Annotated in this window: 10 protein-coding genes; 2 read left to right on the top strand and 8 right to left on the bottom strand. The window is 34.6% G+C overall.

Annotated features, from left to right (window positions below):
- Window positions 1-52 precede the first annotated feature (52 nt).
- The 6 genes from K1I41_RS10900 to clpB form a co-directional block, all read right to left on the bottom strand.
- A complete protein-coding gene (locus K1I41_RS10900) occupies window positions 53-1,570 on the bottom strand; it encodes a hypothetical protein (RefSeq protein ID WP_220640373.1) in 1,518 nt (505 codons plus the stop codon).
- Window positions 1,571-1,581: 11 nt separating this feature from the next.
- Window positions 1,582-2,739: an ABC transporter ATP-binding protein gene (locus tag K1I41_RS10905; RefSeq protein ID WP_220640374.1), complete on the bottom strand. Its 1,158-nt coding sequence runs from the start codon at window positions 2,737-2,739 to the stop codon at window positions 1,582-1,584.
- 76 nt (window positions 2,740-2,815) lie between these two features.
- Complete coding sequence (locus K1I41_RS10910) at window positions 2,816-3,670, bottom strand: aldose 1-epimerase family protein (protein WP_220640375.1); 855 nt, start codon at window positions 3,668-3,670, stop codon at window positions 2,816-2,818.
- Window positions 3,670-4,107, bottom strand: coding sequence for an SRPBCC domain-containing protein (locus K1I41_RS10915; RefSeq protein WP_220640376.1), 438 nt, complete (start codon window positions 4,105-4,107; stop codon window positions 3,670-3,672). Before K1I41_RS10915 ends, K1I41_RS10910 begins: the two co-directional genes overlap by 1 nt.
- Window positions 4,108-4,212: 105 nt before the next feature.
- Window positions 4,213-4,395, bottom strand: a complete 183-nt coding sequence (locus tag K1I41_RS10920; protein ID WP_220640377.1) for a hypothetical protein — start codon at window positions 4,393-4,395, stop codon at window positions 4,213-4,215.
- A 607-nt stretch (window positions 4,396-5,002) separates the two neighbouring features.
- Window positions 5,003-7,615, bottom strand: a complete 2,613-nt coding sequence (gene clpB / locus K1I41_RS10925; RefSeq protein ID WP_220640378.1) for an ATP-dependent chaperone ClpB — start codon at window positions 7,613-7,615, stop codon at window positions 5,003-5,005.
- Between the two features lie 128 nt (window positions 7,616-7,743).
- Between clpB and ytxJ the strand changes: the two genes are divergently transcribed.
- Window positions 7,744-8,139 (top strand): bacillithiol system redox-active protein YtxJ, encoded by a 396-nt coding sequence (ytxJ, locus tag K1I41_RS10930; protein ID WP_220640379.1) that lies wholly within the window; start codon window positions 7,744-7,746, stop codon window positions 8,137-8,139.
- A 27-nt stretch (window positions 8,140-8,166) separates the two neighbouring features.
- Here the strand turns inward: ytxJ and K1I41_RS10935 are convergent, their stop codons facing one another.
- Both K1I41_RS10935 and K1I41_RS10940 read right to left on the bottom strand, forming a co-directional pair.
- Complete coding sequence (locus K1I41_RS10935) at window positions 8,167-11,916, bottom strand: transglutaminase domain-containing protein (RefSeq protein WP_220640380.1); 3,750 nt, start codon at window positions 11,914-11,916, stop codon at window positions 8,167-8,169.
- A gap of 14 nt (window positions 11,917-11,930) precedes the next feature.
- Window positions 11,931-12,572, bottom strand: a complete 642-nt coding sequence (locus K1I41_RS10940) for a protein-L-isoaspartate(D-aspartate) O-methyltransferase (RefSeq protein ID WP_220640381.1) — start codon at window positions 12,570-12,572, stop codon at window positions 11,931-11,933.
- A gap of 167 nt (window positions 12,573-12,739) precedes the next feature.
- Between K1I41_RS10940 and K1I41_RS10945 the strand changes: the two genes are divergently transcribed.
- Window positions 12,740-13,705, top strand: coding sequence for a Gfo/Idh/MocA family protein (locus K1I41_RS10945; RefSeq protein WP_220640382.1), 966 nt, complete (start codon window positions 12,740-12,742; stop codon window positions 13,703-13,705).

Raw genomic sequence — 13,705 nt, forward strand, 5'->3', positions numbered from 1 at the left:
AGTTACGCAAATTGTTTTATGTGCCAATAACGGGTATAGCATCAAAATTGTATTAAGCCTCAGGTTTGCCCTTCCACCTTTTAATAATATTGGTAAAAAAGTACATAAATACTATAAACAATAGTACGTTTGTATAAAAAACTAGCGTTGGATTATCATCCAACCAGTGGAGTATGCCGTATTCTTCTTTTATATTTGAATCGTACCTGTTAACATAAGTTAGTGAAGTCAAAAACGCATATATTGCTGGTATTAGCCAAGGCAATAGCCACAGTAAACTATTTAGTACTGTAGCTGTATTTTTTTTGGAAGGAGATTTATAAGTATTGAAATAGTAATATACTAATGCCCCTATTATTATTAATGCCCAGAAAAGCGAATATAAACTACCTAATGATAATATAGCAGATAGTACACCTGTTAGTAGCGCCAATATACCTACTGAAACCAAAGCAATTAGCCAACTTCTGCCTGAAGTTACCCTGAACGAGAATATGGCTAATGATAGTGATAATGCAAAATAGATACTAAATAGTAACGATTGTAAATTGATATTGGGGCTAGTATAAGCCCTAGCTATGTTATTGTATGCCTTATCTATTTGTATAAGTGGTACGTAATGTTTAGGGTACACAAAGGTTGTATTACCTATTACCTTTATATCGTTTGAAATTGTGTTAAGCTCTAGTTGGTTGTACTGATTAGTTTCAAGTAATGTATTTTGCCTGCCGTATATATGGTCTCTACGATTATACTCATAACTTTCTATTTTTCCAACTTTAGTGTAATTGGTAAACTCAGGATAATCATAAACCAAATTTAGCCATTCATTAGCCGTAATATTACTTTTTAGGTTATGACTATTGGCTATTTTAATAAACTCTTGCATAACCCAACGTACAGAGTCTCTCTGATTTTGAATTAGCCAATTTTTCACTCTAAAATCGTTAAGAGAATCACGCGTACGATTTTGATACGAAAACCGTTCTATTTTTTTATTTAATAAGGAGTTAATACTATACTGCCTGTTATTGTATTTACACATAAATGTATCGGTTGTAACAACTACAGTTTTACCATTAATTATTTTTCGGATATTACCGTTATTCTCGTACTTGTAACCTGCAAATACAGATGCCATACTAATAACATCCAAGCGTTTTGAAAATTCTTGTTCACTAAAATAACTCCGTTTTTTAAAGTCTTTTGCATACAGGTACGAAACACTATAACCACAATTTAGCAAACAAACTGAAAAAATGAGCAACCACTCCTTAAACAAGGATGAGCTGGTTATAGGATAAAATGATTTATAGGCATTATTACGGAAATAAAATACCAACCAAATTATGGTTAAAATTATGGCTAATGCTACAGCAAAAAATACAGCTAAAGAAGAGTTGCCATAACCCCAACTGTAAACTTCAGTAAAATCTACAGCACCATCAACATATCCTACAGCAAAGAATATAATATGTAATAATACCGCTACGGTAAGTACAGGAACAATTCGGATATTCCAAAGTAATGGGTTAGTAAGTAATAGTTTATGTTGTATTTTATTGAACATTGGCTTGAGAATTATGATACAAAAAAGCGGCGTGTAGAGTTGGATATATCTCTGAAATAAGCAATATCAATTTTATGTTTGATGAGAGTTTGCATAAAATCGTGTACTGTAGTTTCTTCCGAAAAAGTAGCAATAAAAGTACCTCCGTTAAATTGTATGGATTGTAAATTAATTACCGATAATACTTCGCTAAGCCCACCTTGCCTCCATTTACTTTCAAACTCAATTACTAATGGTGTCACCTCAGCTTCTGTTGCTGTATTTAATTTTTTATGAAGATTTTTTTGCTGTCCATTTTTAAGAAATATTACCTGATCGGACGTTTTTTCTACTTCATATAGTTGTTGCGAACTTAAAATAATGCCTACAGGACGAAAAGGCGACTTAGCTATGGCTCTAAAATCCTCCAGTATGGTCTGTTGTGCCAATATATCCAAGTTAGCCAGCGGCTCATCTATTAATAACACCTTGGGCTTTCGTAATAGCATACGTGCTAACTCAAATCGCATTTTATAACCCGACGAAAGGCTTTTCCAACTGTGGTTTCTGAATTTTCTTAAGCCTAAGCGAGCTACTATTAACTCGGTAATAAGCTGTATCTCGTGGGGTTTATAGCCGTAGGATGATGCCGTGAATACCAAATTCTCAAACATTGCGCCACGCCACGTATCAGTACGTTGGGGTATGTACACTAATTGGGTGCGTAAATCGTACAAATCGTTGTACGGGAAGTGGTAATGTACGCCTCCCGAAGTAGTATGAAGTTCACCACTTAATAAACGTAACAAAGTAGTTTTACCATTACCGTTCTCGCCTACTAACCCTACAATATCGCCCCCATTGAGGTGCAATGTTACTGGACCCAACGTAAACGAACCGCCATGGTAAGCTTTTGCAACAGCACGGCACTCCAATATTTTACCATTAGTGCTTATAGGTTTAACGGAAAGCGCTTTGTGCAATTCGTTGAGCAGCTCGGATAATTTACTTTTTAATTCTACTGACTCAGGGTTGGCATCTATCCAGTTGAGTAAAGCATTGGTCTTACGATAAAATACTATCGACTGAGTATCTAAAGTAAAATCAATAATACGTTTTAAAACAAGGCTATAATCTTCAAATTTTAGTAAATCCTGAACCTCTAAATACTGTCTCTCAAATTCGTTCATTGTTGCACATATATCCTTTAAATATAATCAATTTAGTTTGCTGTTTTACATACAATAACAATAGGCCAACGTTAAATTAGTTCAAAATTTCAATACTAAAACCTTTTTGTATTGTGGCTTTTTCTGCTAACACTATACTACCCTCTTTTTCTATAAATTTACCATTACTGTTAACACTGTCGGCATAACCTTGCCACGGCTCTATACATAAAAACGGATAGTTCGGTTTTGTCCAAATGCCCAAATGAGGAAAATCTGAAAATGCTACTTTTAAAAAAGGTTTGTTTTCTTCTAAAATAGTAATTGTTTCAGATTGTAACTGCTTAAATATTAACGCATCGTTTTTAAAAAGATTATAATTTAAAGGCAAGATACTATCTTTCAAACTAATGGGTGTTTTAATACCCGATAATAACTCATTTTGGAGCTGTGTACTAACCAAATCTTCCTGTTTTTCAAACTGTAAACTATAATCCTTAAAATTATTGGGTAGTGCAAAAGCAGGATGCCCACCTATAGAAAATGGCATTGTTGTAGCACCTTTATTGGAAACAATATAATCGATACAAAGCGTAGTAGCTGCTAGGGTGTACTTTATTTGTAACTCAAAATTAAACGGGTAATTTTCTTTAGTAGCTTCGTCAGCAGCAAGTACAAAGGTTATAGTATCATCATGCTGTTCTTTAACAGAAAATACTTTATCGCGCGCAAAACCGTGCCGTGATAAAGTATATGTTTTACCATTATAGGTATAACTATTATTTTTAAGTACACCTACAATAGGAAAGAGTACAGGTGAGTGCTTACCCCAATACTGCGGATTGGCTTCCCAAATGTACTCTTTATTATTGTTATTTTTAAGTGAGGTTAGCTCGGCACCTTTTGTATTAAATGTAGCAGTAAGGCAATTGCTTTTTATGGAATACGTCATTAATGTACTGTATTGTCGTGCATTTCCGCAAGCTCTTTAATTTTTTGCGACGCTGTTTTACCAAACATAACACTTTCATCATAATATTTATTGCCTTCGGTAATTAAAGCAAAGTCACCTACCTGTATACCCAACCACGTGTGCCCATTTTCATCTGTAGATAAATTGTATGTATATCCAATATTGGTTTGTTGGTCTACCCATTCGGGTAATACTACATGGTAATATAGTTTTTTATTGGGTTCAAACTCTACAATAGTCATGGTAGACGAACCTGGAAGGTTTATAACGGTGGCAGGTAGTACTTCAAAATCACCAAAATCTTCTGGCAAATTTTTCCATTGGCGAACATAATGTGATTTTGTGAGTACTTCCCAAACTCTAATTACAGGTGCATCGATTCTTATGGAATTTTCTACGATAAGTGACTGTGACATGATTCTTTAGTTTTTTTATTGATTTGGATATTGGATATAAAGCTACGAAGAGTGATTTTTTATAAATAGGTATTTAACGCTACTTTAATGGAATTTTTATGGTGGCTACGATTCGTCTTTGGTCCGTTTAACAAGACTTATTCCTGATATAAAGAATACGAGTCCTACTGCTCCGTATATTGCACCTTCTTTTATACTGGAGCCATTAGCAAAAACTACAGCGGCATAAATTATTCCTCCTATACCTAATAGCGTTAACAGTGCTCCAAAAACTCTTTTTAAATTCATAATGATTGTTTTAATGTTTGTACACAAATTTCTGTTTAATATGTTTATTTTACTGCATAGTTTTCAAAATTTTAACTTTAAATATAGTTTTAGACGACTATAATTGAAATAAATGCCTTGCAATTTAGAAATACTGCTATAAAATTCATTACTATTAATTTTTTGCAAGTTTTAGATTACAAAAATTTATTTAATTAAAAGTTATTTAGTTATAAAGTACTTTAATCTAAAAATATAAATCTCGAAATTGCGTACTAATTGGAAATCATCATTACTAACTAATAGCTGCCAATTATGAGGATAGTATATACTTTTTTAACTTTAATAGCATTACTGGTTACTGGTTATTTAGTTACCAATAACTTTGAATTTAATAATACCGATTTTAGTAATTACCTTATAAATGTGGTATTAATAACATTACTATCTTGCTTAGTACTAGTGGGCGTTGTATATATAATTATAAAACGTAAAAAGAGTACTTATAGGGGAATAATGACTATTAAACAGTACTATCGTTATAAAAGTGTACGTTAGCACACTTGCAAACAAATAAAAAAACGCATTAGTAATTACTAATGCGTTTTTTTTATTTATGAGCCGTTTTTTAGCTATTCTGGTTAGTTATGTTTTCCTGATTTCTAAAAACCAATTGCCCATCAAAACTATCTAAAAGTATAATACTATCGGTAGTTATTTTACCTGAAAGAATTTGTTTGGATAATTCGTTCATTACTTGTTTCTGTATAACACGCTTTACGGGGCGTGCACCAAAATCGGGGTCATAACCTTTTTCAGCAAGGTAGGTTATGGCTTCGGGTGTAGCATCTAGCGTAATGTTTTGCTGTGCTAGCAACTTGGTAACACCTTTTAACTGTAAGCCGACTATTTCTTTAATATTATCGGCACTAAGTGGTGTAAACATTACAATATCATCAATACGATTAATAAATTCAGGGCGCACTGTTTGTTTTAGCAATCCGAGTACTTCTACTTTTGCAGCCTCAATAGCTGATTCTGTATTACCATTACTATTTTCAAACTTTTCCTGTATAATACTGCTTCCCATATTGGATGTCATTATTATAATCGTATTCTTAAAATCAGCCAATCGCCCTTTGTTATCTGTTAACCTACCTTCGTCCAGTACTTGTAATAGTATATTAAAAGTATCGGGATGTGCCTTCTCAATTTCATCTAATAGTACTACCGAATAAGGTTTACGCCTTACGGCTTCGGTAAGCTGCCCACCTTCATCATACCCTACATATCCAGGAGGCGCACCAACCAATCGGCTAACGCTATGGCGTTCTTGGTACTCACTCATATCAATACGTGTCATGGCATTTTCATCATCAAACAGGTAGGATGCCAATGCTTTAGCAAGTTCTGTTTTACCTACGCCTGTAGTACCCAAGAACAGGAATGAACCTATAGGCTTATTTTGGTCTTGCAAACCCGCACGGCTTCGCCTTACGGCATCACTCACGGCTTCTATGGCCTCCTCTTGCCCTACTACACGCTTGTGCAATTCATCTTCTAACTGTAACAGTTTTTCGCGTTCGCTTTGCAGCATTTTAGTTACGGGTATTCCCGTCCATTTGGCTACAACCTCAGCAATATCTTCGGCAGTTACCTCCTCTTTTATAAGGCTTTGCCCTGTTTGGTTTTCCTGCAATTGCTGTTGCATGGCATCCAGCTTTTCTTGCGCTTCTTTTATCTTACCATAACGCAGTTCGGCTACTTTTCCATAATTGCCTTCGCGCTCTGCTTTTTCAGCTTCTGCTTTATACTGTTCAATATCGGTTTTTAAAGCCTGTATATTATCAACAATGTCTTTTTCGCTTTTCCATCGGGCATATATCTCGTTGCGTTCTTCTTTTAAATTGGCTAGCTCTAATCCTAACGATTTGAGTTTTACCTCATCTTTTTCACGCTTAATAGCTTCTATTTCAATTTCAAGCTGCATTATCTTTCTGTCGAGTACATCCAACTCTTCTGGTTTGGAGTTAATTTCCATTCTGATTTTAGAAGCTGCCTCATCCATTAAATCAATAGCCTTGTCAGGTAAAAAACGTGTGGTAATGTAGCGTTGCGATAGGGCTACCGAAGCTATAATGGCATCGTCCTTAATACGCACTTGGTGGTGTGTTTCGTATTTTTCTTTTATACCTCTAAGTATCGATACGGCACTTTCGGTATCAGGCTCATCTACCATTACTTTTTGGAAACGTCTTTCAAGAGCTTTGTCTTTCTCAAAATATTTCTGGTACTCATCTAAGGTTGTTGCCCCTATTGCGCGGAGTTCGCCGCGCGCCAATGCTGGTTTTAGTATGTTGGCGGCATCCATGGCACCATCGCCACCACCTGCACCTACAAGTGTGTGTATCTCGTCTATAAACAGTACAATATCGCCATCGGCAGAAGTTACTTCTTTTACTACCGATTTTAGTCGCTCCTCAAACTCTCCTTTATATTTTGCACCTGCTATAAGCGCCCCCATATCTAAGGAATAAACTATCTTATCTTTAAGATTTTCGGGCACATCTCCCTGAATAATACGGTGGGCTAATCCCTCAGCTATGGCGGTTTTACCTACACCGGGTTCCCCTACTAACATGGGGTTGTTTTTAGTTCGGCGAGAAAGAATTTGCAATACTCTACGAATTTCTTCGTCACGCCCAATAACAGGGTCTAACTTTCCGTCGTTTGCTAACTGATTGAGGTTTTTGGCATATTTGTTTAAGGAATTATACGTTTCCTCAGCACTAGCCGATGTTACTTTTTCGCCCTTACGCAATTCTTCAATAGCTGCTTTTAACTCTTTTTCATTTACGCCTTGGTCTTTTAGTATTTGTGCTAATTTACTTTTACTATTAAAAATAGCTAACAGCAAATGCTCGGTAGTTACAAACTCATCGCCCATTTTGCGGGCAATGTTGGATGCCTCGTTAAGTGCATTGCCAGCATCACGCGATAGTCCCATTTCTGCGCCTTCTACTTTTGCAAAACTTTGTAGGGTGCTATCTAAAACTTGCTGAAAGAGATTTACGTTTACGTTGAGTTTTTTTAATATAAACGGCGTAACGTTTTCATCTACTTCCAGTAGTGCTTTTACAATATGCTCGTTTTCTATTTGCTGATGCCCATAACCTTGCGCTATTTGTTGTGCGCGTTGTATGGCTTCTTGTGATTTTATAGTAAAATTAGAAAAATTCATAGGTTTATTTTTTAAATTTGATTACTATTGTTCAATAGCTATTCCAATACTTAAAATCTGACTTTTTGGCTTGTAAGACTCATAGCTAGAGCCTTTTAAGTGTCAAAAAGTCACAATACACCCGCATTATGAGTTTTTTCAGTAATATATTCGGTAATAATGACAGTGATAAGACTTCTTCTTCACGCATAAAATGGTACGAATTAACCAACGTACAACAGCTTGATACTATTGTAGCGGAATCTGAAACAATGCCCGTATTGGTATTTAAACATAGTACTAGGTGCAGTATAAGCCGTATGGCGTTAAAGGGTTTTGAGCGTGAATACGCCATTAATGAAGATGATGCAAAAGCTTATTTTTTGGATTTGCTGGCACACCGAGATGTTAGTAATGCTATAGCCCAAAGGTTTGGTATTATGCACCAGTCGCCACAAATTTTATTGATAAAAAACGGAAAGGTAGTATTGCACCGTTCGCATAGTGATATTAATGCTGCTGTGGTAAAAGAAAAAACCATCTAAAATTAGATGGTTTTTTCGGTATTTTTATTATTTAAATCCTACTATCGATTCTTCTGCTGCAATAGCTTCTTCTACATATTTTTTATATTCAGCATATTCTTCTGTTGTAATGGTATCCCAAGGCAATTGTACCTTTCGGGTTACTTTTAATGTGGTAGGATTAACCAGCTCATATTTTATGCTGTACTGATGTTTTTTAAACGAGAGTGTTTTATTTTCTGGAATTTCTGTAAACTTTTTGCCCTCTTCAATAGTTAATATTACTTCTGTATCGTATTCGTTGGCATCTTCATAGCGTGTGTACAGGATATCGAAGTTTCGCTTTTCTTTTGCAATAACATCTCTTGTATATACTTTATCGAGGTAAGGAATTTCCATTATTTTTAGGCTTCCTACTGATTGTAACTTTTCGGTTACCGAAAACTGTATTTCAAAGTTCATTTCATCTTTAAACTTATCATTTTTACCAATAAGTTTGGCATCTTGTAACAATACTACCTTATTAAGTTTACTATTAATACTCTCTTCAAACTCTTTGTTTCTTACATCTGCTGTAGTAGCTTCAGAAAATAACTCGTTGTAATAGGAGTTGGCTAATCCTTTAACTTGGTGCCTAGAAGTATAGTACTTAACATCATCCGCTACTTTTATGGTAGTTGTTGTTGTTTTTATATTCTGACGTTTGTTGTTGGCTGGTACGTTAATAACCTTACTTTTTTCGTTTTCTTTTTTATCAAAAGATACTACCAATGCTTTTGCATTATACAGGCTCATGGGCATTGTTTTAAAAGGCAGGTACTTATCTGTTAGCTCTATAAAATAATCTTTATCCTCAAAGTTTACTTTTACTATACAGTGGTTAAAGTTTATTGCGGGGAGTTTAAGCCCTTCTGTACCATTATCGGATGTTAGCACTAAAACCAAGTTTGCTTTTAACCCTGCCTTTTGTGCCATTGCTACAAATAAGGTAGAAACATCTTTACAATCGCCTAGCTTGGTGCTAATGGTTTTAGATGGTTTTTGAGGCACATAACCGCTTTGTCTAAAATCTAAAGAGCTATAGGTTATATTATTTTCTATATACTCATATATTTTATAAGCAATTTCTTCTTCTGTTAGGTTTGTTACGCCTTTGGGAAAAATTTCGTCGTACGTTTCGAGTGCAATACGATCCATGTCTAAATTTTTCTTTACTAAATCGGCATACCAATTAGAAATATCAGACCATGACTTTATACTGCTAATACGTATTTGCATTGCTATATCATTATACTCTGGTGAGAAACTCTCGTAGAGTGGCATAGTTGGTATGTTTTTCTTTTCCCAAGTAATACAATTGCGCCCGTTTATTTTTTGGGTTGTATTAGGTACTTCACCATTCATAACATCGTATGCAAATGTTACATTTTCAGGGTATATTATACTAAATAATGCTTGATGAACTGGGTATGCCCCGTTAAAAGTATAGGTTTCTGTAAAATCTTTATAAAAACGACCATATCCGTTAACGGCATTCTCATATTCTATATACACTACATCGTTAACAGCCAAATTTGTAAACACAATAGTATTATAATTTTTTTCGCCAGGTACTATATTTCCATCAGGTTTAACTATTTCGGCTTTAATTATGTTAAGACTATTTCCTCGTGCTAAGTTAAATTCCTTCAACTCCTCTATACCGTTTTCTGCAGTAACTTGGTATACTAGCACAGACTTTGTTTCTCTACTTCCCTCGGGCAGCACATTAACAATATATTGATCTAGTAATATACTCACACCATAATTACTATTCATTTCAGAACCTCTACGTTCTTTTATAAGGTCGTAAATATTTTTAGTAACTACTTGGTCAATCTCGTCGGGTACTTTCGTAATATCATAAAGTCGCTTACGTAAGGTGGAATTGGACGAATAATGGGTTAACGATTTTTTAAAGTACTCTTCTGCTTTTTTGGTATCTTTTAAGGCATTGTATGCCATACCCATTTTCTCCATCAAATCAAATGAGTACGGAAAATTGGCAAGTCCAATCTCAGCATTTTTTATAGCAAATTCATAATCGTTTTCTTGATTTGCGAGGGCTATCATTTCTTCATAAAAACTATTTAAATATGAATAGTGCTTAATACGACTTTTAACCATTGCCTTAACATCTTCTTTTCGTCCTACAGATTGATAGTAGTTAATAAGTGCATTTTGTGCAGTAATATCTTCTCTTTTACTTACTATATCTTCATAAATACTAATTGTTTTTTCTTTGTCTTTTTTAAGTGAAGAATATAAGCTAGCAAAATTGTAAACTAAATTTTCATTATCATAGGAACCATCTAGTATTTCCTCTGCCTGTTTTATGGCATTATCTATATCGGCATTACGTGTTGTTATCATAAAGTCGTATAGTTGTCCAAATATTTCAGAGTTTAGTTTTTTAGCTTTATCTCTATATTTTTCAAGTTCAGAAATATTAGCTTTTCTAGTCCAATTACCGTCCTGAATTTTAGTGGCAATACTATAATAGTAATCTTCATCTTTTAATAAAAGTGTTTCGTTTAATTCCTCTACCTTCTGACTATCATCTACTAATGTATAGTAGCTTACTAACTCGACTTTTAATAGCGAACTATTAGGGTATTTTTCAGTAAGTTTTTGTATAACCTTGTATGCTTTTTCATATTTATGATTGTATATATAGGCATTATATAACAATAAGGTGTAAAAAACACTATCGGGTTGTTTAGCCAATTTAGTAACAAGATAATCTTCAAAAAAAGGATTAATTTCATTTGCATTAAGTGCTTCCAGAGTTGCTTTATTATATGGCTTATACGTATCGTAATACTTTAAGGCTGGAATAGTGTTTTGGTTAACATCTTTTATGGCAGCATAAAAATAATCGTTGTTACCATCGGTAGCCGATTTTATGAGTAGCCTATTTGTTCCTTTTAATAAATTAAACTTTACATGAAAAGCATTTAAATCTGTAGTAACAGCTTTATCGTTAGTATAAATTTCTATATCATTAACAAAAACTTTAATGGGACCGCTAGTTCCTAAATTCAGTACAACTTCTCTTGTTTTATCGGACTCTATAAACGACTGTGCGTAAATAATCCCATTACCATACTCAGCTTCATTGTAATAAAAATGATATCCTTCGTTTTGCGGAATAGCAGGCACATACCAATTTACAATACCATTGCTATTAGCGTTAAACATTTTATCATTTTTTGCATAGTGCTCTGGTTCGTAATCAATATCAAGACCACTACCATTCATATTCTCAAACACACCACAAAATTGCCATTTTGTTATCGCGTCCAGTTTATTAATACTTTCTTTATATGCATCGAAATCAAGACGTCTTCTATCATAAATCGCTTTATTGTAAATTACTATAGGATACGACTTGTATTTATCTACTCCTGCAACAAAGTCAAGTTTTTTGTACGATAAACTCGTAAAACCATCACTATTAGGGCTTCCCAAAGCATATTCTTCATACCATAAAGGGTAAAGGTAATTTTCACTCTCCTCAATCTTGGTCATTTTTTTCAAAAATGTTTCATCAAAATAAATGGTACCCATTTCTTTATCTATTAATGCATCCAATACCAATAGCTCTATACTATCGTCTTTCTGCTTCTTAAAGGTTGTATCAAAAGCTTGTCTTGCCCCTTGTCTATCATTTTTAAGTAATAAGTCCCATACCTTATTGGTATCCTGAGCATTTACTATACCTGATATAAGGAACAGTAACAGTACAATTTTTTTCATTATTCGTGTTTTATTTAATTTTTATTTTCTAAAAGTGGTACAAAACGAAACTCGCCAAACTCGTGCTTTTCAAACTGCGTTTCGTTTTTACGGACTAACATTGTCATAATCTGAGGGTCATCGCCCACAGGTATTACCAACCTGCCTCCTATTTTTAATTGTGCCATTAATGGCTGTGGTATTGTTGGTGCACCTGCTGTAACTATAATACTATCAAAAGGGGCGTAATTGGGTAAACCTTTATAACCATCGCCAAACGAAAGGTGTTTGGGGCGTATACCCAATTTTGGTAGTAGTAACGATGTGGTTTTAAAAAGCTCATTCTGGCGCTCTATACTGTATACTTTAGCACCCATCATGTAAAGTACGGCAGTTTGGTAACCAGACCCTGTACCAATTTCAAGCACTTTGTGGTCGCGCTCTACCTGTAATAACTGTGACTGAAATGCTACCGTGTAAGGCTGCGATATGGTTTGCCCTGCTCCTATGGGGAACGCCTTATCTTGGTAGGCATAATCGGCAAAGCTAGAGTCCAAAAACAAATGTCTTGGTATTTTACTTATAGCATTAAGCACGTTTTTATCGGTAATGCCCTTTTGCTCTAAAACACTAACAAGCTGATTTCTAAGCCCCTGATGCTTTGATGTATCTTTCAACGTACAGAATTATTTTTTTGGTAAAAATAACAAACTAAATCAAATACCAAGTAGTAAAAATCACATTCAAATGGTTTTGTAAACCTGTTAGTACAAGCAGTATTTTTAGAAGTACTTTTTATGTTTTCAGGTTAAATAATCTTATTTTTGTTAAAAATATATTTCTTATGCTTAAAATCGGAGTATTGGGTGCAGGACATCTGGGAAAGATACACTTGCGTTTACTCAATCAGTCGCAAAAATATGAGTTGGTAGGTTTTTACGATCCAAATGACGAAAATGCCAATAAAGTAGCTAGCGAATTTGGTTATAAAAAATTCAATTCAATTCAAGAACTCATAGCCGTTGTTGATGTTGTAGATATTGTAACTCCTACCCTTTCGCATTACGATTGTGCCAAAGAAGTGATACAGGCTGGGAAACATGTTTTTCTTGAAAAGCCAATATCCAACACCGTTGCAGAAGCTGAAGAAATAATTAGCCTAGCAAAAAAGCATAATGTGCAAGGACAGGTTGGGCACGTAGAGCGGTTTAACCCTGCTTTTATTGCCACTAAAAACAACATACATAACCCAATGTTTATAGAAACGCACCGCTTGGCAGAATTTAACCCCCGCGGTACTGATGTGCCTGTAGTGCTTGATTTAATGATACATGATATTGATGTAATACTTAGCGTTGTAAAAAGCAAAGTAAAAAGCATTAATGCCAGTGGTGTATCCGTAATTAGCGATACACCAGATATTGCCAATGCACGTATTGAGTTTGAAAATGGTTGTGTAGCCAACCTAACCTCCAGTCGTATATCCTTAAAAAATATGCGTAAAACGCGTTTCTTCCAAAAAGATGCCTACATATCGGTAGACTTCCTAGATAAAATGTGCGAAGTAGTAAAAATGAAAGATGCACCCGAAACACCAGGTGATTTTGATATGGTATTACAAAATGCTGAAGGAATAAAAAAGCAAATTTATTTTGAGAATCCAAACATTGAGGCAAACAATGCAATACTAGATGAACTGGAAACGTTTGCCGATGCTATAAACAACAACACTACCCCTATTGTTACACTACAGGACGGTACCGATGCCTTGCGTATTGCTTATCAAATAATAGACTGTTTTAACGAATAA

Source organism: Flavobacterium litorale (assembly GCF_019613795.1).
Taxonomy (GTDB): domain Bacteria; phylum Bacteroidota; class Bacteroidia; order Flavobacteriales; family Flavobacteriaceae; genus Flavobacterium; species Flavobacterium litorale.

What these genes read in the sequence shown, in the direction of transcription:
- K1I41_RS10915 (WP_220640376.1), bottom strand. Translation starts at nt 4,107, where the DNA reads ATGTCACAGTCACTTATCGTAGAAAATTCCATAAGAATCGATGCACCT.
- ytxJ (WP_220640379.1), top strand. Translation starts at nt 7,744, where the DNA reads ATGAGTTTTTTCAGTAATATATTCGGTAATAATGACAGTGATAAGACT.
- K1I41_RS10910 (WP_220640375.1), bottom strand. Translation starts at nt 3,670, where the DNA reads ATGACGTATTCCATAAAAAGCAATTGCCTTACTGCTACATTTAATACA.
- K1I41_RS10920 (WP_220640377.1), bottom strand. Translation starts at nt 4,395, where the DNA reads ATGAATTTAAAAAGAGTTTTTGGAGCACTGTTAACGCTATTAGGTATA.
- K1I41_RS10905 (WP_220640374.1), bottom strand. Translation starts at nt 2,739, where the DNA reads ATGAACGAATTTGAGAGACAGTATTTAGAGGTTCAGGATTTACTAAAA.
- clpB (WP_220640378.1), bottom strand. Translation starts at nt 7,615, where the DNA reads ATGAATTTTTCTAATTTTACTATAAAATCACAAGAAGCCATACAACGC.
- K1I41_RS10900 (WP_220640373.1), bottom strand. Translation starts at nt 1,570, where the DNA reads ATGTTCAATAAAATACAACATAAACTATTACTTACTAACCCATTACTT.
- K1I41_RS10935 (WP_220640380.1), bottom strand. Translation starts at nt 11,916, where the DNA reads ATGAAAAAAATTGTACTGTTACTGTTCCTTATATCAGGTATAGTAAAT.
- K1I41_RS10945 (WP_220640382.1), top strand. Translation starts at nt 12,740, where the DNA reads ATGCTTAAAATCGGAGTATTGGGTGCAGGACATCTGGGAAAGATACAC.